This window comes from Nocardia carnea, assembly GCF_029869215.1.
Lineage (GTDB): Bacteria > Actinomycetota > Actinomycetes > Mycobacteriales > Mycobacteriaceae > Nocardia > Nocardia carnea_B.
In genome coordinates this window covers 1-19,965 of the sequence record NZ_JARWPM010000460.1, presented here as the reverse complement: position 1 = coordinate 19,965, position 19,965 = coordinate 1, and the positions used below count along the sequence as shown (strand labels likewise).

At 69.1% G+C, this 19,965-nt stretch carries 14 protein-coding genes and 2 pseudogenes; 10 read left to right on the top strand and 6 right to left on the bottom strand.

What is annotated here, in order from left to right:
* Positions 1-847 (top strand): annotated as a pseudogene (locus QH276_RS35290) (hypothetical protein); the annotation flags it as partial.
* Here the strand turns inward: QH276_RS35290 and QH276_RS35285 are convergent.
* Entirely contained in the window at positions 755-1,147 is a 393-nt protein-coding gene (locus QH276_RS35285) for a hypothetical protein (protein WP_280401726.1), read from the bottom strand. The pseudogene QH276_RS35290 and the gene QH276_RS35285 sit on opposite strands and share 93 nt — an antisense overlap.
* A gap of 190 nt (positions 1,148-1,337) precedes the next feature.
* Here QH276_RS35285 and QH276_RS35280 point away from each other — a divergent pair, with 190 nt between their 5' ends.
* From QH276_RS35280 to gatB, 7 genes and pseudogenes are all read left to right on the top strand, one after another.
* Complete coding sequence (locus QH276_RS35280) at positions 1,338-2,858, top strand: sensor histidine kinase (protein ID WP_280401725.1); 1,521 nt, start codon at positions 1,338-1,340, stop codon at positions 2,856-2,858.
* Between the two features lie 35 nt (positions 2,859-2,893).
* Positions 2,894-3,580, top strand: a complete 687-nt coding sequence (locus QH276_RS35275) for a response regulator transcription factor (protein WP_280401724.1) — start codon at positions 2,894-2,896, stop codon at positions 3,578-3,580.
* Between the two features lie 66 nt (positions 3,581-3,646).
* Positions 3,647-4,480 (top strand): annotated as a pseudogene (locus tag QH276_RS35270) (serine/threonine-protein kinase); the annotation flags it as partial.
* A gap of 1,926 nt (positions 4,481-6,406) precedes the next feature.
* Positions 6,407-7,309, top strand: a complete 903-nt coding sequence (locus tag QH276_RS35265; RefSeq protein ID WP_280401723.1) for a hypothetical protein — start codon at positions 6,407-6,409, stop codon at positions 7,307-7,309.
* Between the two features lie 69 nt (positions 7,310-7,378).
* Complete coding sequence (locus QH276_RS35260) at positions 7,379-8,413, top strand: ATP-dependent 6-phosphofructokinase (RefSeq protein WP_280401722.1); 1,035 nt, start codon at positions 7,379-7,381, stop codon at positions 8,411-8,413.
* 108 nt (positions 8,414-8,521) lie between these two features.
* A complete protein-coding gene (locus tag QH276_RS35255; protein ID WP_280407049.1) occupies positions 8,522-9,904 on the top strand; it encodes an alpha/beta hydrolase family protein in 1,383 nt (460 codons plus the stop codon).
* Positions 9,905-9,947: 43 nt separating this feature from the next.
* Positions 9,948-11,456 (top strand): Asp-tRNA(Asn)/Glu-tRNA(Gln) amidotransferase subunit GatB, encoded by a 1,509-nt coding sequence (gatB, locus tag QH276_RS35250; protein WP_280401485.1) that lies wholly within the window; start codon positions 9,948-9,950, stop codon positions 11,454-11,456.
* Positions 11,457-11,576: 120 nt separating this feature from the next.
* On the opposite strand, the gene QH276_RS35245 is transcribed toward gatB, so the two are convergent.
* The gene (locus QH276_RS35245; RefSeq protein ID WP_280401486.1) at positions 11,577-13,199 is read right to left on the bottom strand and encodes a Na+/H+ antiporter NhaC family protein; all 1,623 of its coding nucleotides are present in this window, start codon (positions 13,197-13,199) and stop codon (positions 11,577-11,579) included.
* 536 nt (positions 13,200-13,735) lie between these two features.
* Positions 13,736-14,152 (bottom strand): winged helix-turn-helix transcriptional regulator, encoded by a 417-nt coding sequence (locus QH276_RS35240; protein WP_280401487.1) that lies wholly within the window; start codon positions 14,150-14,152, stop codon positions 13,736-13,738.
* A gap of 67 nt (positions 14,153-14,219) precedes the next feature.
* On the opposite strand from QH276_RS35240, the gene QH276_RS35235 reads away from it, so the two are divergent.
* A complete protein-coding gene (locus QH276_RS35235) occupies positions 14,220-15,137 on the top strand; it encodes an NADP-dependent oxidoreductase (RefSeq protein ID WP_280401488.1) in 918 nt (305 codons plus the stop codon).
* Positions 15,138-15,322: 185 nt separating this feature from the next.
* Here the strand turns inward: QH276_RS35235 and QH276_RS35230 are convergent, their stop codons facing one another.
* Positions 15,323-16,432: a PQQ-dependent sugar dehydrogenase gene (locus QH276_RS35230; RefSeq protein ID WP_280401489.1), complete on the bottom strand. Its 1,110-nt coding sequence runs from the start codon at positions 16,430-16,432 to the stop codon at positions 15,323-15,325.
* A 127-nt stretch (positions 16,433-16,559) separates the two neighbouring features.
* Here QH276_RS35230 and QH276_RS35225 point away from each other — a divergent pair, with 127 nt between their 5' ends.
* Positions 16,560-17,411 (top strand): DoxX family protein, encoded by an 852-nt coding sequence (locus tag QH276_RS35225; protein ID WP_280401490.1) that lies wholly within the window; start codon positions 16,560-16,562, stop codon positions 17,409-17,411.
* Positions 17,412-17,668: 257 nt separating this feature from the next.
* Here QH276_RS35225 and ilvD read toward each other — a convergent pair whose 3' ends face one another.
* Positions 17,669-19,510 (bottom strand): dihydroxy-acid dehydratase, encoded by a 1,842-nt coding sequence (gene ilvD / locus QH276_RS35220; RefSeq protein ID WP_280401491.1) that lies wholly within the window; start codon positions 19,508-19,510, stop codon positions 17,669-17,671.
* A gap of 237 nt (positions 19,511-19,747) precedes the next feature.
* On the bottom strand, positions 19,748-19,965 hold a 218-nt coding region (locus tag QH276_RS35215; protein WP_280407048.1), incomplete at its 5' end, for a hypothetical protein.

Here is a 19,965-nt window from a genome sequence, read left to right as displayed (position 1 = left end):
GGGATACGCCGCTCCGGCCGCGGGGTATGGTTCCCCGCAACAGGTTCCGGTACCTCCCGGCGCGCCCCCCCCCCGCGATACGGCCCGCCGGGGCGGGGCGGGGGGGGGGGCCCCCCGGGGGTTGCCCCCGCCCCCCCCCGCCGGGCTACGCCGGGCACCGTGGATCGCCGCGGCGATTCTGGTACCGCTGATCGTGCTCGCTCTGATCGTGGCAGCGGTGCTGGTGATTTTGGGGTCCGAGGAGCGCAATTCCGGCGATGTCCCGGCCGCACCGCAGACCTCCACCCTGGAACGCGAGCCCACCGGCGCCGGAACCGGCACCACGAGCCCGGGCGATTCGCCCGGCGCCGAACCCGGCGACCGCACCCGCCGCCTGTTCCCGGCCCTGCTCCCGCAGGGCTCCGAAAGCGACGGGCTGGGCTATCAGAACGCGCGGTGCACCCGTTTCGGGCCCGGCGATCAGATCCCGCTGCTGCCCGGTGTGCCGGTGTTCGAGGAGGTGCTGGAAAGCCGGCCCTGGGAAGCGATCTGGGATTGCCGCCAGATCCAATTACAGCCGACCCGGATGGATTACACAGTCCTCACCTATTCCGATGCCGAAGCGGTCCGGGAGGTGGTGGACGGCCTGCCGCCGCACGATGCGGTGACGGGCACCAAGGCCGGCGAGCCCTACACGGCGCGGTTCTGGGAGGATTCCGGCGACCGCGGCCGGTTCCACGTCAATATGCTGGTCACCTTCGGGTCCGGGGTCGATTCACCGCGCAGCAATTCGCTGCTGTTCGTCCGCAAGTGGGGCACCACCGCGCGCGCGGACATCGAACGATGGTGGGCCGAAGCGCCGCTGTGATTCCGCGTTGGGCACCCGTGCCCGGGTGTCGAGCACCGCGCGGAGTACCGGCTGTTCGGCCGCGAGTTCGAGGTATGCCTCGTCCGGAGTGCGGCCCTGCGCCGAGCCCTGCTCCAGTTTGGCGTCCAGGTGGATGTTCCACCGGTAGCGCAGCGCCGCGAGCACACCCTGCGTGCCGCCGAACAGCCGGTCGAGGTGAGGAATATCGTCGAAGAGATCGGCGCGGGCGGGGTCGTGGGCCGCGCGGTCGAGTACGGTGCGCAGGATTTCGGTGCGCAGATGCTGCTCTGTCCAGGACATGATCCGTGCCCTTTCGCTCGGGGCCTGGTTGCGCCGCCCGGTCCGGTGCGACGCCGGCGCGTTCCACGCTACGGAGCCGAGGCCCGCGTTTCGTCGTCCGGCGGACGCGAATCGATCTCCTACCGGGGAAGGAGGCCGGGCCCGGCCACGGGTGGATGCCCGGCGTCACTCGCCTGATTACCCTGGTGACATGCCCGAGAGCCACCTCACATCCGGCACTGCCGTGGATCACCCCACGCGGCGGGGGACGGCGAGCGAGGCCGAGGGCGATTCGGCGGCCGTGCGTGCCGGGGGCGGCACCGAGCGGGAAGCCGGGGACGACTCGGCCGCGGGTCCGGACGCTACGGCCGGGAGCCGGGAGCCCACCGGGGTCGGGGGTATGTGGCGCCGGGTCACGTCGCGGTGGCCGCACGGGCGCTTGCGGCCGGGCTGGCATTCGCTGGGCGATCTGCCGTTCGACTACCCGCCGAAGGTGGTGTTGTTCGCCGATCTGGCACTGCTGGTGCTCGGCCTGACCGCCTGCCTGCAGCGGCACGAATACTTCCCGACTGTCCTGCCGTTGCTCGCGGTGGTGCTGCTGTTCCTTTCGGTCCCGGTCTATGTGCTGTTCGGGATCGTGCCGCGACCGCTTGTGCTGGGCCTGGCGACGATGGCCGCCGCGGCGCTGTTCTTCGCCCAGCCGGTGGAATCGGATTTCGCGCCGTTCGTGCTGATGGTCGTCGCTGCCGAGATCGCGGCGATCGCGCCGAAACGGGTGAGTATCCCGCTGGCGGTGCTGGCCACCGTCGAACTGATCGCGTTCGCCGCGCTGAGCCAGGCGCTGTGGGGCAACGACACTCTGCGTACCGGTGTGCCGATGTACGCGCTCGGGATCCTGCTGGGCTGGCTGGTCGGCGTGATGCTGCAGTATCAGCGGCTGTACCTGTATCAGGAACGGGAGAACCAGAACGTCCGGGCCGCGCAGGCCGCGGCCGCCGAACGCAACCGCATCGCCCGCGAAGTGCACGATGTCATCGCCCATTCGCTCACCGTGACCCTGTTGCACGTCACCGCCGCCCGCCACGCCCTCACCACCGACAGCGATGTGGAGGAGGCGGTGGACGCGCTCGCCGACGCCGAACGGCTGGGCCGCCAGGCCATGGCCGATATCCGGCGCACGGTGGGCCTGCTGGATTCGGGGCCGGCCGCCGTCGGCCCGGAACCGGGTGCCGACGATATCCCGGCCCTGCTCGACGACTTCGTCAACGCCGGTCTCACCGTGCGCCGGCGTTGCACCGGCGATCTGAGCCGGGTTTCCGCGGCGGTCGGCCTGGCGCTCTACCGCATCTGCCAGGAATCGCTGGCCAATATCGCCAAGCACGCCCCGGGCGCCGCGGTCGAGTTCGCCGTGGAGGTGGGTGCGCGTTCGGTGGTCGTGCGGGTGCGCAATACCCTCCCGCCGGGCGCGGGCGCGCCCGCCGAGCGCGGCACGGGTGTCGCGGGCATGCGGCAGCGGGCCGAAGGTCTCGGCGGGCGGATCCAGATCGGGCCCGACGCCGGCTGGTGGGTCGTGCGCGCCGAGTTCGCACTGCACGATCGACCGGAAGCGGCGGACGGGTCCGCTGCCGAGGTCCGCGGCGAGCACTGTCCGCTGGTGAAATCGTTCGGTGTCGCGCCGTTGCGCCGGCAGCTGCTGCCCGGATCGCCGTCGACGCCGGGGCCGGCAGCGTGAGGGCCGGGCCGCGGGCGGATATCGGGAAGGAAGCGATGACCAGGGCCGACTCAGACCCGGAAACTCTCGACGTGCTGATCGTCGACGACCAGGAACTCGTGCGGGGCGGGCTGCGCCGGATTCTGCGCCGCCGCGACGGCTTCCGGATCAGCGAATGCGCCGACGGTGACGAGGTGCTCCCCGCCGTGGCAGCGCACAGTCCCGATATCGTGCTCATGGATCTGCGGATGAAGCGGGTGGGCGGTATCGAGGCCACCCGGATGCTGCGCGAACGCGCGGCCGAACCACCGGTACTCGTTCTCACCACCTTCGACGACGACCAATTGCTGTCCGGGGCGTTGCGTGCCGGTGCGGCCGGGTTCCTGCTCAAGGATTCTCCGGCCGAGGATCTGATCCGGGCGGTGCGTACGGTCGCCGCGGGCGGCGCCTGGCTCGACCCGGCCGTCACCGGCCGGGTGCTGTCGACCTACCGGACTTCCGCGGCGACCCCGGTCGCCCCGCCGCCGGGCGGCGAACTGACCGGTCGCGAATACGAGGTGCTCGCCCTGATCGGCCGGGGCCGGGCGAACAGTGAGATAGCCCACGCGCTGGGAATCTCGGAGGTCACCGTGAAATCCCATGTGGGTCATATCTTCGGCAAACTGGGACTGCGGGACCGGGCCGCGGCCATCGTGTACGCGTTTGACCACGGTGTGGTTTCCCCTGGACAATCCAAGGTTTGACGGGCATCCGGCGCGACTGCGCGACCGGCGAAGGTACGGCGCCCGCGACGTGGAGAGGATGGTCGGGTGCAGGCGCCAGGTTCCGAAGTCGGCAGGCGGTTCGGCCCCTACGAACTGCGCGCCCTGCTGGGCCGGGGCGGGATGGGGGAGGTCTACGAGGCCTACGACACCGTCAAAGAACGGGTGGTCGCACTCAAACTGCTCGCCGGGGATCTGGTGGGTGATCCGGAGTACCAGATCAGGTTCCGCCGCGAATCGCAGGCCGCGGCCCGGCTGGCCGAACCGCATATCATCCCGATCCACGACTGGGGGGTGATCGAGGGCCGGCTGTTCATCGATATGCGGCTGGTACCGGGGACCGATCTGCGCACGATTCTGCAGTCCGGCGGCCCGCTGAGCCCGCAGCGCGCGGTCACCGTGGTCGAGCAGATCGCCGCCGCACTCGACGCCGCGCACGCCGACGGGCTCGTGCACCGCGATGTGAAACCGGCGAACATCCTGGTGACCGACGCCGATTTCGCCTATCTCGCCGATTTCGGGATCGCCCACTACGAAGGCGATTCCAGTGTGACCAAGGCCGGTGTCGCGGTCGGTTCCTACACCTATATGGCGCCCGAGCGGTTCGACCGCGCCCCGGTGACCCCACGCGCCGATATCTACTCGCTGGCCTGCGTACTGCACGAATGCCTCACCGGCGCGGTGCCGTTCGACGCGCCGAGTATCGGCATGCTGATCCGCGCGCATCTCGCCGAACCACCTCCTCGGGCAAGCGTTCAGCGAACCGGGTTACCGGCCGCGTTCGACGATGTGATCGCATGTGGTATGGCCAAGGATCCGCACGAGCGTTTCACTACGGCAACCGAACTCGCGGTCGCCGCGCGTACCGCGTTGAATTCCCCGCCGCGCCCGCCGCATTCCGGGGCACCCTCGGGGCCGCATACCGGCGAACTCCCCGCAACTCCGGTGTCGCCGGTGGACTCGTCGCCGCCGACGGGCGGTATACCGACCCTGGTGGTCCGGATGCCCAACCTCGACGACGACGGCGCACCCGACCCCACTGCGACGCTGCCCGCGATCATCCCCGGCGACCCCACCTCGGTGCGCCCGACCGAGTTCCATTTCACCCCGCTGCCGCCCGAGGAACAGCCCGCACCCGAAGCCCCGAAGACCGGTATCCGCCCCTTTCCCGACGCCCACCTCTACCAGCACGAACAGCTACATCCGGCCGCCGACCCCGGCTTGTATCCGGATTCGGCGCCGGCGACGGGAGGTATGCCGGTCGCCGAGTTCTACCCGGCCGATCAGGCGACCCGCATCTACGGGCGAGACCAGGTCCCCGCGCCGGCCGCCGAGGAGACCACCCGCGTCTTCGACCCGATCGAATCCGCCCCGCCGGCCGATCCCGCGGGCGATGCGACCACTCGCGCCTACCGGCCCGCTGCGCCCGGTTCGGTGACGCCCGCCTACCCTTCGGCGGGCCGCTCCGCTGGAGATGAGGGTCACACTCCTGGGGAACCGGCGTACCCGTCGGGGGAACACGCCTATCGGCCGGACGACCGCGCCTATACATCGGCGGAACTCGATTACCGCCGAGGGGATCGCGCCTACGTGTCGGGGGAACACGGCTACCCGGCGCGCGACAACGATTACTCGCCGGAACCCGGTCCCTACGCGGCGGGCGGCACCGGTTACTCGCCGGAACCCGGCGGCTACGCGGCGGGCGGCAACGACTATTCGCCCGGAGTCCGCGGTTTCGCGGAGGACGACGATCGCTACAGGACGGGTGCGGAATCCGGTTACGAGTCCGCCTACGGCCCCGACGAGACCACCCGGCTGAACGAAGCCGTGCCGGGTGGGCCCGGCCACCGTTCGGACGAATACGGGTACCACCCGGACGCTCCCGGCTACTCCCCGGCCGGTGATTCCCGTAACGCCACCGGCGATTGGTGGACAGCCGAAAGGCGGGACGAGCACCACGAACCCCCGCCGCCGGGCCCCGTCGCGCCCGGGCCCAGCGGCTTGTTCGGTTACGGCGGCGCCGGGCCCGAGCCCGCGGCCCCGGCGCCGGATCCCTACGCCGCGGCCTACGAAGCCGGCTACCGCGACAGCTATCTGGCGAACGCGGGCCGGGAGCCGGCGCCGGAGTCCGCGGGGCAGCGGTCCCGGCTCTTCCCGATCCTGGCCGGTGCCGGTGGGTTCGTCCTCGTCGCATTGATCGTGCTGCTCGCGGTCGATTTCCTGGGCTCCGGGGACGAGTCACAGACCGCCGCCGACAACTCGGGCGCCACCACCACGGCCGCGCGCAGCAGCGTGCCCGCCACCAGCGCGCCGACCCGCAGCTCCACCACGACCGCGACCACGACCACCCAGGCCGACCTGCCGTCGGGCGCGACCCCGTGCACCACCGCATCCGCCGGCAGCGGCCCGTACGGTTCGTCGGCGGCCGGTACCGCGGTGACCAGCTGCGAATTCGCCGAGGCAGTGCGGCAGGCGTACCTGGATCCCGGCGTGGTCTCCGCCGAAGGTGAACCGGTGTCCGTCGAAGCCACCAGCCCGGTCACCGGCCAGTCCTACACCTTGCAATGTGTCGCCGCGAACGACGTGGTCACCTGCCGCGGCGGCAACAACGCGGTGGTGTACCTGTACTGACCGGCCGGGGGAAACGGGCCGGGACCGCACCATTTCCGCGCAGGCGGCCCGAGGCGGGGGCCGCGCAGAGTTCGCGGCGCGATCCCGGCCCGGCTAGGGTCGCCGTGGAGTACGGTTTTCCGACCGGTACGCAAACCAGTGGGATTGTGGGAGATCGCAAGAATCATGGGCGCAGGTGTGTCGACCGAGACGAAACGGGAACTCTCCACGGTCCGGCGCCTACTCGCCCTGCTCGGCTGCCTCACGATCACGGTGTTCGCCGCCGCCTGCGGCTCCGGTGCCACCGAGGAGCCCGCGGTAACCACCTCGATCGCCCCGGTCGCGGCCGATTCGCCGGGCGGGGAAGTGCTCATCACGATTCCCGGCACCCTGGCCGCCGATTTCGCCGAATTGGAACGTTCGGAGAAGGGCGCGCTGGGCCTGGCGATCATGCCGGTGGGCGGGGACCGTTTCGTGGGACTCGGTGAATGGACCACCGGCCCGGCCTGGTCGACGATGAAGGTGCCGCTCGTCGTCGCCGCCGAACGTAAGAACCCGGGCGGGCAGAGCTATGCCACTTCGGCCGCCATCACCGCCTCCGACAACACCGCCGCCGACAGTCTGTGGTCGAACCTGGGCACCCCGCGCGAGGCCGCGCTCTCGGTGCAGGCGGTCCTGCGCGAGGGCGGCGACACCACGACGGTGGTCCAGGAGAAGCGCAGCCGCTCGGAATACTCCGCGTTCGGCCAGTCCGAATGGGCGCTCGCCGATCAGGTGCGGTTCGCCTCCCGGCTGCCCTGCCTGCCCGGTGCCGACCGGGTGATCGACCTGATGGGTTCGGTGAACGCCAGCCAGCAGTGGGGTCTGGGTTCGGTGTTCGATACCGCCGAATTCAAGGGCGGGTGGGGCCCGAATCCCGACGGGGCCTATCTGGTGCGGCAGTTCGGCCTGATCCCGGTGGCCGGTGGCAGCATTGCCGTCGCCCTTGCCGCGCAACCGGATTCGGGCACCTTCTCCGACGGGATGGATCTCCTCGACCGGATGGCCGGCCTCGTCTCGCAGCATCTGGGCGAATTCACCGGCGGCTCCTGCCCGGCCTGATCCCGGCGTTACCCGACATTCACGGGCCCGAAGCGGCGCGGCCGGCCCGCAGCGGGCAAGATGGGCGCCATGCGCATCGGAATCCTGACCGGCGGTGGGGACTGTCCGGGACTGAACGCCGTGATCCGGGCCGTGGTCCGCACCGCGAACGGCCGCTACGGCGACGCGATCGTGGGCTTCGAGGACGGCTGGCGTGGGCTGCTCGAGGACCGCAAGATCCGCATCCAGAACGACGACCGCACCGACCGCCTGCTCGCCAAGGGCGGCACGATGCTCGGTACCGCGCGCACGAACCCGGATGTGCTGCGCGCGGGCCTGGGCCGGATCCGGCAGACCCTCGACGACAACGGTATCGAGGCGCTCATCCCGATCGGCGGGGAAGGAACGCTGACCGCCGCCAGCTGGCTGTCCGAGGAAGGCGTGCCGGTGGTCGGCGTGCCGAAAACCATCGACAACGATATCGACTGCACCGATGTGACCTTCGGCCACGACACCGCCCTGTCCATCGCCACCGAGGCCATCGACCGCCTGCACACCACCGCGGAATCGCATCAGCGGGTGATGCTGGTCGAGGTGATGGGCCGGCATGCGGGCTGGATCGCGGTACACGCCGGAATGGCGGCGGGTGCGCACCTGACCCTGGTCCCGGAGCAGCCGTTCGACGTCACCGAGGTCTGCGCGCTCATCAAACGCCGCTTCCAGCGCGGCGACAAGCATTTCATCTGCGTGGTCGCCGAAGGTTCGCATCCCGCCCCCGATTCCGGATTCACGCTGCGCGAAGGTGGCGTAGACGAATTCGGGCACGAACGGTTCACCGGCGTCGCCCAGCAACTCGGCGTCGAGATCGAACGCCGGATCGGCAAAGAGGTCCGCACCACCGTGCTCGGTCACGTCCAGCGCGGTGGCAGCCCCTCCCCGTACGACCGCGTCCTGGCGACCCGTTTCGGCCTGCACGCCGCCGAAGCCGTGCACGCCGGCCATTTCGGCCAGATGGTGGCATTGCGCGGCACTGAGATCGGCCTGGTCCCCCTGCACGAGGCAACCAAACAACTGAAACGAGTCCCCGCCGACCGCTACGACGAGGCCCGCGCCTTCTTCGGCTAGACCCACGCCCATATCCGCCCCACGTTCCGTGCCCCTGTTGATCCAACCGAAGGCCGACAGGCCGCCGATCCTGCCCCGCAGGCGCACTGCCGGAGCTACAGTCGGGCCATGCGCCATCGCAGGGGAGCGTTGCCGGTAGCAGTTGTGTGGTTGCTCGTGTCGATGCTCGTCGGTTGTGCCGACGAGGCGGTGGACGAACGGGTCGGGGGTCAGTGGTACGGGGCCGTCGAGGTCCCCGGGGCTCCGGTACTGGTCGGGGTCGAATTCACCGGCCGGCACAGCGGACTCGTCGATATCCCCGTGCACAAGCTGAAAGACCGTCCGCTGTCCGATGTGGTGGCCGAACCCGATCGCGTGGAGTTCGGTGTCCCCGATATGCCCGGCGACGCGGAGTTCGCCGGGCACTTGGACGAACCCGCCGGCACGATCGTCGGCGATTACCGGCAGGCCGGGCAGACCTTCGGGCTCACCCTGAGCCGGGAACCTGTCCCGCGCCCGGGTCGCCCCCAGGAGCCGCAGCCACCGTATCCCTACATCTCCGAAGAGGTTTCGTACTCCAGCGGCAATATCACGATCGCCGGCACGCTCACCCGGCCCGATACCGCCGCCCCGGTGCCCGCGGTCGTTCTCGTCACCGGTAGCGGTCCGCACGACCGTAACGAGACGATTTCCGGGCACCGCCCGTTCCTGCTGCTCGCCGATACCCTCACGCGTGCGGGATATGCGGTGCTGCGCACCGACGACCGCGGGGTCGGCGGTACCGGCGGCAATCTGGACCAATCCGATTACGGCGATCTGGCCGCCGATATCGAGGCCGGCCTCGGCTATCTGCGCGGCCGCCCCGAAATGGACCCCGCGCGTATCGGCCTGCTCGGCCACAGCGAAGGCGGATACCTCGCCCCGCTGGTCGCCGCCCGGCCCGAGAACGACGTCGCCTTCGCGATCCTGCTGGCCGGGCCCGCGATCACGGGCACAGAGATCGCGCTGGACCAGAGCACCCGGGCGTTCACCATGGCCGGCGCGACTCCGGAACAGCTCGACGCCAATCGTGCGTTCCTGCTGGCCTGGACCGCGGCGCTGCGCGCCGGACAGCTCACGAAGGCCGCCCGGCTCGCCGAAACCTACAACCGTTCACTGCCGGACGATCTGCGTGCGGCAAGCGAGTCACTCACCAGCCAGAACACCCCGTATATGGCCGCCTTGGTGTCCTACGATCCGGCGCCGGCGCTCGCGGCGCTGCGGATGCCCGCCCTGGCGCTCTTCGGGACGAAGGACGTTCAGGTGGTCGCCGAGCAGAACGCGGACCCCATGCGTACCTTGCTGGCCGGGGGCCCCGATGGGACGGTCCGGGTGTTCGACGGGCTGAACCATCTCATGCAGCCCGCCGAGAGTGGCCTGCCGATCGAATACGAATGGATCGAGACCACCATCGACCCGGTCGTTCTCGATACCGTCACGGGTTGGCTGGGCGAACGGTTCCCGGTCGGCTGAGGTGACCGCTGGGGGCGGCACCTGGATGCATAGACTGTTCGCCATGAGCGCACCCACCGTCGAACTCATGGATTACGCCGATGTCGTGAGCCGGTACGAGCCGGTGCTGGGCATGGAGGTCCATGTCGAGCTGAACACCGCGACCAAGATGTTCTGCGGTTGCCCCACCACGTTCGGCGCCGACCCCAACACCCAGGTGTGCCCGGTTTGCCTCGGGCTGCCCGGTTCGCTGCCGGTGGTGAATCAGCAGGCGGTGGAATCGGCGGTGCGGATCGGGCTGGCGCTGAACTGTTCGATCACGCCGTGGGGCCGGTTCGCGCGCAAGAACTATTTCTACCCCGACCAGCCGAAGAACTACCAGATCAGCCAGTACGACGAGCCCATCGCCACCGAGGGCTACCTCGATGTGCCGCTCGACGACGGCACCACCTTCCGGGTCGAGATCGAACGCGCGCATATGGAGGAGGACACCGGTAAATCGGTGCACGTCGGCGGTGCGACCGGCCGGATCCACGGCGCCAGCCACTCCCTGCTCGACTACAACCGGGCCGGGGTGCCGTTGATCGAGATCGTCACCAAACCCATCACCGGTGCCGGTGACCGGGCTCCCGAGGTGGCGCGCGCCTACGTGACGGCACTGCGCGATCTGCTGAAATCGCTGAACGTCTCCGATGTCCGGATGGAACACGGTTCGCTGCGCTGCGATGCGAATGTCTCGCTCATGCCGATCGGTGCGGACGTGTTCGGTACCCGCACCGAAACCAAGAATGTGAACTCGCTCAAGAGCGTCGAGGTCGCCGTCCGGTTCGAAATGCGCCGTCAGGCCGCGGTTCTCGCCACCGGCGGGGAGATCATCCAGGAGACCCGGCACTTCCACGAGGCCGACGGTTCCACCTCCCCGGGCCGCCGCAAGGAGACCGCCGAGGACTACCGGTACTTCCCGGAACCCGATCTGGAACCGGTCGCCCCCGACGCCGCCTGGGTGGAGGAATTGCGCGCGACCATCCCCGAATACCCGTGGCTGCGGCGCGCCCGCATCCAATCGGACTGGGGTGTTTCCGACGAGGTCATGCGCGATCTGGTGAACGCCGGCGCGCTGGACCTCATCATCGCCACCGTCGACGCGGGTGCCCCCGCGAAGGAGGCCCGCTCCTGGTGGGTCGCCTACCTCACCGAGAAGGCCAACGAACGCGGTGTCGCGCTCGAAGATCTGCCGATCACGCCCGCGCAGGTGGCCGAGGTGATCGCCCTGGTCGAGGCGAAAACCGTGAACAACAAGGTCGCCAAGCAGGTCGTCGACCTGGTGCTCGAGGGTGAAGGCGAGCCAGGTGCGATCGTCGAGAGCAAGGGCCTGGGCATGGTCAGCGACGACAGCGCCCTGCAGGCCGAGGTGGACAAGGCGCTGGCCGCCAACCCCGATATCGCCGACAAGATCCGTTCCGGCAAGGTCCAGGCCGCCGGCAAGATCGTCGGCGATGTCATGAAGGCCACCCGCGGCCAGGCCGATGCCGCCCGCGTCCGCGAACTCGTCTTGGCGGCGTGCGCGAGCTGACGCGGGATCGCAAGGCTCGGTGATCGGCCGCCGAACCGACTCCGGCCGCCCGTGGCGTCTGGTCGACGTCGCGGGCGGCCGGTGCGGGTGCTGCCGCTGTTCAGTTGTGTGGTAGAGCCGTCACAGCACGGCGAAAGCGATGCCGGTGGAGGTGAAGGCGGCCAGCCCGGCCGCGCCCATCGCGAGCGGCAGCTGGGTTTTCACATGGTCCATGACATCGCCGCCGCACGCCAGGGCGGACATGATCGTCGTATCGGAGATCGGTGAGCACTGGTCGCCGAAGACCGCGCCGCCGACGACGGCCCCGAAGCACAGGTGCATGAACGTCGGGCTGGGGTCGATAGAGTAGGCCAGCGGCATCGCGATCGGGAAGACGACCGCGAAGGTGCCCCAGGACGAGCCGATCGAGAACGCCACCGCCATGCAGATGGCCATCAGGATGGCGGGCAACAGCGGGCCCACCACCAGATCCGACGTGGTCTCGACAATGTAGTTCGCGGTACCGAGCTGCTTGGACACGAAGCCGAGCGTGACGGCCAGCGCCAGGACCAGCGCACCAACAGTCACACCCTTGCAACCGTCGACGAAACCGTCGATGGCGTCGGTGAGCGAGAGCCCCTTGACCAGTGCGAGGACGATCGCCACGACCACCGCGAGGCCGAAGCCCTGCGCGATCAGCACGTCACCGGTCAGGATGTAGGAGCCGATCACGACCGCGAGCAGGACGCCCATGGGCAAGGCGAAATCGATCACGCCGGGCTTGTAGTCCTCGGGCAGCTTCATGGTGACCAGCTCTTCGGAGGTGATCGGCTTCGCGGTCGGCGCGTTCAGCTGGCCCGTGGTGCGCGCCCGGTGCATCGCCTTCCGCATGGCACCGCCCACCCAGGGCAGCTTCCCCCAGGCGAAAAGCAGTGTCGCCAGGAGCGCGAAGATCGCGTAGAAGTTGAACGGGATCGAGCTGATGAAGAACGCGACACCATCGTCCTCGGTGAGGAACAGCGGTGTGGTGCCGACGACCAGGCCCGCGACGTACAGCGGCCAGGCGTTGAACGGAAGGACCGTCGCGACCGGGGAAGCGGTGGAGTCGACGATGTAGGTCAGCTCTTCCTTCGAGACCTTGTGCTTATCGGTGAGCGGCCGCACGGTGGTGCCGGCGAGGATCGTCGAAATCGTGCCGCCCTGGTGGAACAGCACGCCCACCAGCCAGCCGAAGATCCGGGCGCTGACCGGTCCGCGGACCAGGGTGCGCCCCGCCAGCTCCGCGAACGCCTGAGCCCCACCGGTGCGGGTCCACAGGCCGATGAGCCCGCCGAGCGCCCACAGGTAGACCAGCAGGATCGTGGCGAAGGAGACGGTGCCCAGCGACGGCAGCATGAAACCGTCGACGACGTTGTACTGCGCGCTGACGACGCCGCCCGTGATGACACCCAGGAACAGTGCGGCCACCACGTTCTTCGTGGCGAAGACCACCACCAGGGTGACCACCGCGGGCAGCAGGCTGAACACGCCCACATGCTCGCCCTCGCCGGGAATCCTTCCGGGAGAGAGGAATCCGAGCACGGTCAAGCCGATCGCCAGCGCGACCACCCCGAGGATCGTGCGCGGATTGCCCAGCCGGGAGGTGTCGAAACGCTTCTTCGGGCCGGTGGGAGCGGCCGCGGCGCTCGTCTCGGCGATGGGTGGACTGTGCTGCGGAGTCGGGTCTTCGACTTCGGCGGTTGTACTTGCGGGGATCGTGGACATGGCGACCTTCCGATGAGCCGGATACGTTCGGCACCGGGAAGCGCGCGGTATTCGGATGAACCTGCACGCGGTGCTTTGGGATGCGACGCGTCCTGCCTTCCGTTAATTAATGCGCCGCTGTATAGCGGTACGATAAATGCGGCACAGAGAGGTAGCCAAAGCCCCGATCTTCTCATTGCTGGGAAGTCTTGATGTATCGCAGCTCACCCTGGGTGCTCGGTCCAAGATTCAGTTGGCAGGTGTAGCCGGGATCTGTATACATAGGATGTATTGAGCCGCTAAATGACGGCACGGTAGTCGACGTTCCGCAGCTTTTCCTTGTGCCGGCCTCGGCGTCGGCCGGTTTCCCACGAAAGCCTGCGTGACTGCAGATCGTTGAACCGCCCAGACCTCACCTGCGCGCGTCCACCACGGATATCTCCGGGATCTCGGCGCCGCCGGGGTGCTCGGCTACACCACCGCCCGATGAGGTCGTGCGCGACCGTGCGAACAGTTGTGCCCGGCCGTGCCGGCGGAACTACGGCGGCGGTCCGGGTTCAGTGCGTAAGGGGCCCCGGGGCCGGGCGATTGTCGAATTCGGTGCGGGCGGTGCGGACCTCGTCGTAGTGGCGCAACGCCCATTCGCCCATGGCGTGGGTGAGATGGCCCAGATCCGCGCCCAATTCGGTCAGCGAGTATTCGACGCGCGGCGGCACTGTGGGGTAGACCGCGCGGCGGACGAGGCCGTCGCGTTCGAGGTTACGCAGCGTCCGGGTGAGCATCTTCTGGGTGATGCCGTCGAGGCGGCGGCGCAGCTCGTTGAAACGTACCGGGCCCGCCGCTGCCCGCAGCGTGCCGAGGACCAGAAGCACCCATTTGTCCGCGAGCACGTCGAGTACATCGCGTGCGGGGCAGCGCTCCAGATAGCTCTGCACCGGGTTCGGGGAACTCGCCAGGTCAGAGGCAGTATCCATCGGGTACCTCGGGATCAGAAAAGTGTCTTCTTTCCTGTGGATACTACGCGGCGAAAGAATAGGAATCGTGAAAGCGATCAGTCAGCAAATCGTGGGCGGTCCGGACGTTCTGCAGGTCGTGGAGGTGGATACGCCGCGGCCCGGGGCCGGTGAAGTACTGATCCGCGTGGTCGCGACCTCGATCAACGCGGCGGACTGGAAAGCGCGCCGCGGAATCGTGGACCGGCTCGGGCCGCCACCGTTCACGCTCGGGCTCGACGTCTCCGGTGTGGTGACGGAGATCGGCGACGGAGTGTGTGAATTCCGGCCGGGTGACGCGGTATTCGGTATGGCAATGGGCGCGAACGCCGAATACGTCGTCGCGCCGGTGACCGCACTCGCCCCGAAACCGGAACACCTGGATCATGTGCACGCCGCGGCGCTGCCCACCGCCGCACTCACCGCCTGGCAGGCCTTGTCCGGCGTCGGTCCCGGCGACCGCGTGCTGATCCACGCCGCCGCCGGCGGTGTCGGGCATCTGGCGGTTCAGATCGCGAAAAGCCGTGCCGCCTATGTGATCGGCACGGCCCGCGCCGCCAACCACGGATACCTCCGCGAGCTCGGGGCAGATGAGGTGATCGACTACACCACCACGGATTTCGGTACCGCGCTGGAACTTGTCGATGTCGTGCTCGATCTGGTCGGCGGCGACTACGGTTCGCGCTCCGGCCGAGTGCTGAAACCCGGCGGGCGCCTCATCGACGCCCAAGGCAACGACGCGGCCGGCGATCCCCGCTACGACCGGTTCTACGTCCAGCCCTCGGGTGCACAGTTGCGGGAGATCACCGCGCTGGTCGCGACCGGGCGGCTGCGGGTGCGAATCGACCGGGTGATGTCACTGGCCGAGGTCGCCGAGGCACACCGGCTCAGCGAATCCGGGCATGTGCGCGGCAAGGTCGTGCTGACGGCGTGGGAAACCCCCGCGGACCTGCTCACCCGGTCCTGACGCCCCGGACTGTCCCGGAGACGGTAGGTCGAGACAGATCCCGACGGTGAACGTCGCCAACCGTGCACCCGGCGACGCCCCCTCCCGCCGCAGCGGTCCGGGCAGCGCGTACCCAGCGCGCGCAGACCGGAGCCGTGTCCCTGCCGGAGCAGGCGTCGGCGCCGGTCCATCGGGGGACCGGGGGGCTAATCCGGCCCGCCGCCGCTGGCCGACGACGGCGGCGGGATCCGCACCACCCGGTCGTCGTTGGGGGTGGGCTGGCCGCCCTCGGATTTGTTCGCCGTGGAAACCCAGATCATGCCGTCCATGGCGGCGGTGGCGCCGAGCATACGACCGTACTTGTTCGCGAGGAAGACGCTCGGCGGTGCCGTTACGGCGAACGTCGTCGGATCGGGTTCGGCCATGGCGAGCGCTTTCGCCTCGGTGAGGGCGATCGCCACCCCCTCCGCGGTGACGGCGCATCCGGCGACCCCCGGCCGGTCCGGCCAGGTCCACGCCGTGCTCACGGTGCCGTCGGGGGCGATGCGCTGCAGCCGGTCCAGCGCGGGGGTGCGGTCGGTGATCCAGATCTGGTCACCGCCGAGGCAGATATCGCCGGCCGAGCCGATACCCGAGACAGCGACCTCGGTGGGCGAGTTGCCGTTCGCCGTCGGGTTGTTCACCCGCAGCAGTTTCCCGGCCCTACTGCTGGGATTCGCCGCCGCCGCGGGATCGCCGGAATCTCCGGTGAGCACGAGCATCTGATCATCCGACACCCAGTCGATCGCACCCCGATTACCGGTGGCGCCCTTCGGGATCCCGGTCAAGACGGGTTTCGGATCGCCGCCTTCGGCGATCCGGACCACCCGGTTGTCGCTTGCGGTGGTGACGTAGGCGTAGATCAGCCCGTCCTCGCCGTAGGTCGGTGCGACCGCGATATCGCTCAGCCCGCCGTCGCCGGCCGGGTCGACATCCACGCGGGCGACCTCCACCGGCGGCTGCTCCGGCGTCACCTTCAGGATCCGCCCGGTACGGCGTTCCGCGACGAGCGCGTATCCGCCCAGTTCGATCAGCCCGCCCGTGGTGTCCAGGCAGCTCACCACCACCGCCGGGTCGGGGTCGATACACGGGCCGCTGGGCCGGGTGGTCGACGATTCCGGCCCCTTGGGCTTGGTCGGTTCGAGTTCCGCGGCCTCGGGCGTGGGTTCATCGGTGAACGGACTGGACGCGGAATCGTCGAATCGCGCGCATCCACTGAGCAGCAATACCCCGCAAACCAGCCCCACCGTCACGCGCCGCGCGCCAACCGACCTCATAACGTCCCAACGTAGTGGAAATGTCCGCGCGCGTACCCCCACAGGGGTGCGACGCCGGGCCCGGGTGGCGCGGACACGCCGTGGTTCCGGGAGTGTGCGGAGCCTGTTGTCGGCCTACTGTTGAAGGGTGAGTGCCAAGGCGAGAAACGGGCCGTCGCAATCCGGGCGGCCCGGGAATCCGTCCACCGGCGGACAGCGCGCGGTTTCGACGACGGCGGGCGGGGTCGGCAGCCCCTACGATTCCCCTACCGGCCAGTTCCCCAAGGTGGCCATGACCAAGGAGATACCGGCAATGGCTTCTGTTGCTCCGGGTGACAAACCCGCCGACACCCCCGGCCCGGACGGGCCCGTCGGCGCCGACGACAAGACCTATTCCTATGCGAGCATCCCGCCGGCGGGCACCCAGCCCAGCGGTGCGCTGCGCCGCCGCAACGGGGACGGCCGGCGCGGCACCCTCGATTTCGGCCTGTTCCTCCTGCGCCTCGTCGTCGGTGGCACCTTCCTGTATCACGGCCTGCAGAAACTGGCGGGCTGGTTCGACGGCCCGGGCCTCGACGGCACCAAGCAGTCGATGGAGCAGGGCGGATGGGATCACCCGTCCGTCGCCACCGCATTGGTCACCGCGGGCGAGGTGGGCGGCGGAATCCTGCTGATCCTGGGCTTGGCGACACCGTTGGCCGCCGGTGCGGTGCTCGCGGTGATCCTCGACGCCTGGATGTTCAAGCAGGGTATGCACCCGGATTTCCAGTATCACCAGGGGCCGGGCGCGGTCGAAATGGACACCATCCTCGCCGGCGCCACCATCGCCCTCCTGTTCACCGGCCCCGGCCGCTGGGCCCTGGATCGTGGCCGCAGCTGGGCCACCCGCCCCGGCGCGGGTTCCTTCGTGGTCCTGGTCCTCGCGTTCGCCGCCGCCATCTTCACCTACTGGTACCTCCAGGACGGCAACCCACTCACCGGTATCGGCCCCTTCGATTAGTCCCGCACCGGAACCTCCTACGACTGGTTCAAGGGTGGGGCCCGCCCGGTTCTGGAGCGACCAGAGGGAGGGAGCGCAGCGACCGACCGGCGGGAGTGAAGAACCGGGTTAATAGGGCCCCGCCCTCGAGCCGCGGAGCGGCTCCAAAAATACAGCCCGCCCCTTCGCGGAGGGTCTACTCCCGAGAGCGCCGCTGATGTGCTGCCGGCATCCGAGCGTGGAGCGGCTCCAAAATCAACGGCGCTGACCTACCGGCTTCAGGGCACGTGCCGGACCGCACCCTTGTCGGCGGAAGTGGCCATCGCGGCGTAGGCCCGCAAGGCGGTGGTGACCGGACGGTCCCGGTTCACCGGCTGCCAGGGGCGCTCGCGGGCTTCCATCTTCGCGCGGCGTTCGGCCAGTACCGCGTCGTCGAGCAGCACCTCTAGGGTGCGGGTGGCGACGTCGATACGGATCCGGTCACCGTTCTCCACCAGGCCGATGGTGCCGCCGCTGGCCGCCTCGGGCGAGATATGCCCGATCGACAGGCCCGAGGTACCGCCGGAGAACCGGCCGTCGGTGATCAGCGCGCACACCTTGCCCAGGCCTGCGCCCTTGAGGAACGCGGTCGGGTGCAGCATCTCCTGCATACCGGGACCTCCGGCCGGGCCCTCGTACCGCACGACCACCACATCGCCGGGCCGGATCTTCTTCCCGAGGATCGCCGACACGGCTTCCTCCTGGGATTCGACCACCACGGCCGGGCCCTCGAAGGTGAACAGTTCCTCGTCGATCCCGGCGGTTTTGAGCACCGCGCCGTCCACGGCGAGGTTGCCGCGCAGCACCACCAGCCCGCCTTCGGCGGTGTAGGCGTGCGCGATATCGCGGATACAGCCGCCGGCGGCGTCGGTGTCCAGCGAGGACCAGCGGTTCTCGGTGGAGAACGGTTCGGTGGTGCGCACTCCACCGGGGGCGGCGTGGAAGAGTTCCAGTGCTTCCTCGGACGCCTTACCCGAGCGGATATCCCAGGTGTCGAGCCATTCGTCGACGCTCGGCGAATGCACCGTGGTGACCTCGGTTTCCAGCAGGCCGGCGCGGCGCAGTTCACCAAGGATCGCCGGGATACCACCGGCGCGGTGCACATCCTCCATGTGATAGTCGGAGTTCGGCGCCACCTTCGACAGCGTGGGCACCTTCCGGCTGATCTCCTCGATGGTGTGCAGGCCGAAATCGATCTCGCCTTCGTGCGCGGCCGCCAGGATGTGCAGGACGGTGTTGGTGGACCCGCCCATCGCCACATCCAGGGCCATCGCATTGCGGAAGGCCTTGTCGCCGGCCACATTGCGCGGCAGCACGGAGGCGTCGTCGTCGCGATACCAGCGGGTCGCGATATCCATCACGACCTTCCCGGCCCGTTCGAACAGCGCCCGGCGGGCCGCATGCGTGGCCAGGGTGGACCCGTTACCCGGCAAGGCCAGGCCCAGTGCCTCGGTGAGACAGTTCATCGAATTGGCGGTGAACATGCCGGAGCAGGAACCGCAGGTCGGGCAAGCGCTGCGCTCGACCTCTGTGAGCCCTTCGTCGGATACTTCGCTGCTCGCGCTGGCCGAGATGGCGGTGACGAGGTTCATCGGCGCCTGCGCCACCCCGTTCACCACCACGGCCTTACCGGCTTCCATCGGGCCGCCGGAGACGAACACGGTGGGGATGTTGAGCCGCATCGCGGCGTTCAGCATGCCCGGGGTGATCTTGTCGCAGTTGGAGATGCACACCAGGGCGTCGGCCGTATGCGCGTTCACCATGTATTCCACGGAGTCGGCGATGATCTCGCGGCTGGGCAGCGAATAGAGCATGCCGCCGTGACCCATCGCGATCCCGTCATCGACGGCGATGGTGTGGAATTCGCGCGGTACCCCGCCCGCTTCCCGGACCGCGGCCGCCACGATTTCGCCGACATCCTTGAGGTGTACGTGCCCGGGCACGAACTGGGTGTAGGAGTTGGCGATCGCGACGATCGGCTTACCGAAATCGGAATCGGTCATACCGGTGGCGCGCCACAGGGCGCGGGCGCCGGCGGCATTGCGGCCGATGGTGGTCGTGCGGGAACGAAGCGCTGGCATGAGTGTCCTCGGTCTGGTCGCGGGGCTGGAATATGCGACTACGTCGTATCGCCCGGCCGCGGATGACCGCTGCTGAGGTGCGATCGGCGTTTCCTCAGGCTACTCCCGGCCGGAAGTGGACTCCGGTTCGGTATCGGCCGGAGCCCGGTGCGACGCCGCCGAGTAACGGGGGCTGGTGAATCCGGATACCGCTGACCAGGGCACCGGCATCGTTCCGGTCCGCGGAGGCGGGTGATGCTAGTCCGTGCTCGGAGAGTCCTTGCCACCGTCCGCATCGCGCGAGTGGGACGGCCGGTCGCCGGTGTTCGTGCCGCGTGCGGCATCGTCGGTGTCGGTGTCGGTGTCGGTGTCGGTGTCGGTGTCGGTGTCGGTGTCGGTGTCGGTGTCGGTGTCGGTGTCGGTGTCGGTGTCGGTGTCGGTTGCGTCCTCACCGGCGTCCGCCGGGCCGGAGTCGA

Excerpts from the sequence above, each read along its gene's own strand:
- QH276_RS35280 (WP_280401725.1), top strand. The coding sequence starts at position 1,338 with ATGCCCGAGAGCCACCTCACATCCGGCACTGCCGTGGATCACCCCACG.
- QH276_RS35230 (WP_280401489.1), bottom strand. The coding sequence starts at position 16,432 with ATGAGGTCGGTTGGCGCGCGGCGCGTGACGGTGGGGCTGGTTTGCGGG.
- QH276_RS35255 (WP_280407049.1), top strand. The coding sequence starts at position 8,522 with ATGCGCCATCGCAGGGGAGCGTTGCCGGTAGCAGTTGTGTGGTTGCTC.
- QH276_RS35275 (WP_280401724.1), top strand. The coding sequence starts at position 2,894 with ATGACCAGGGCCGACTCAGACCCGGAAACTCTCGACGTGCTGATCGTC.
- QH276_RS35285 (WP_280401726.1), bottom strand. The coding sequence starts at position 1,147 with ATGTCCTGGACAGAGCAGCATCTGCGCACCGAAATCCTGCGCACCGTA.
- ilvD (WP_280401491.1), bottom strand. The coding sequence starts at position 19,510 with ATGCCAGCGCTTCGTTCCCGCACGACCACCATCGGCCGCAATGCCGCC.
- QH276_RS35245 (WP_280401486.1), bottom strand. The coding sequence starts at position 13,199 with ATGTCCACGATCCCCGCAAGTACAACCGCCGAAGTCGAAGACCCGACT.
- gatB (WP_280401485.1), top strand. The coding sequence starts at position 9,948 with ATGAGCGCACCCACCGTCGAACTCATGGATTACGCCGATGTCGTGAGC.
- QH276_RS35240 (WP_280401487.1), bottom strand. The coding sequence starts at position 14,152 with ATGGATACTGCCTCTGACCTGGCGAGTTCCCCGAACCCGGTGCAGAGC.
- QH276_RS35260 (WP_280401722.1), top strand. The coding sequence starts at position 7,379 with ATGCGCATCGGAATCCTGACCGGCGGTGGGGACTGTCCGGGACTGAAC.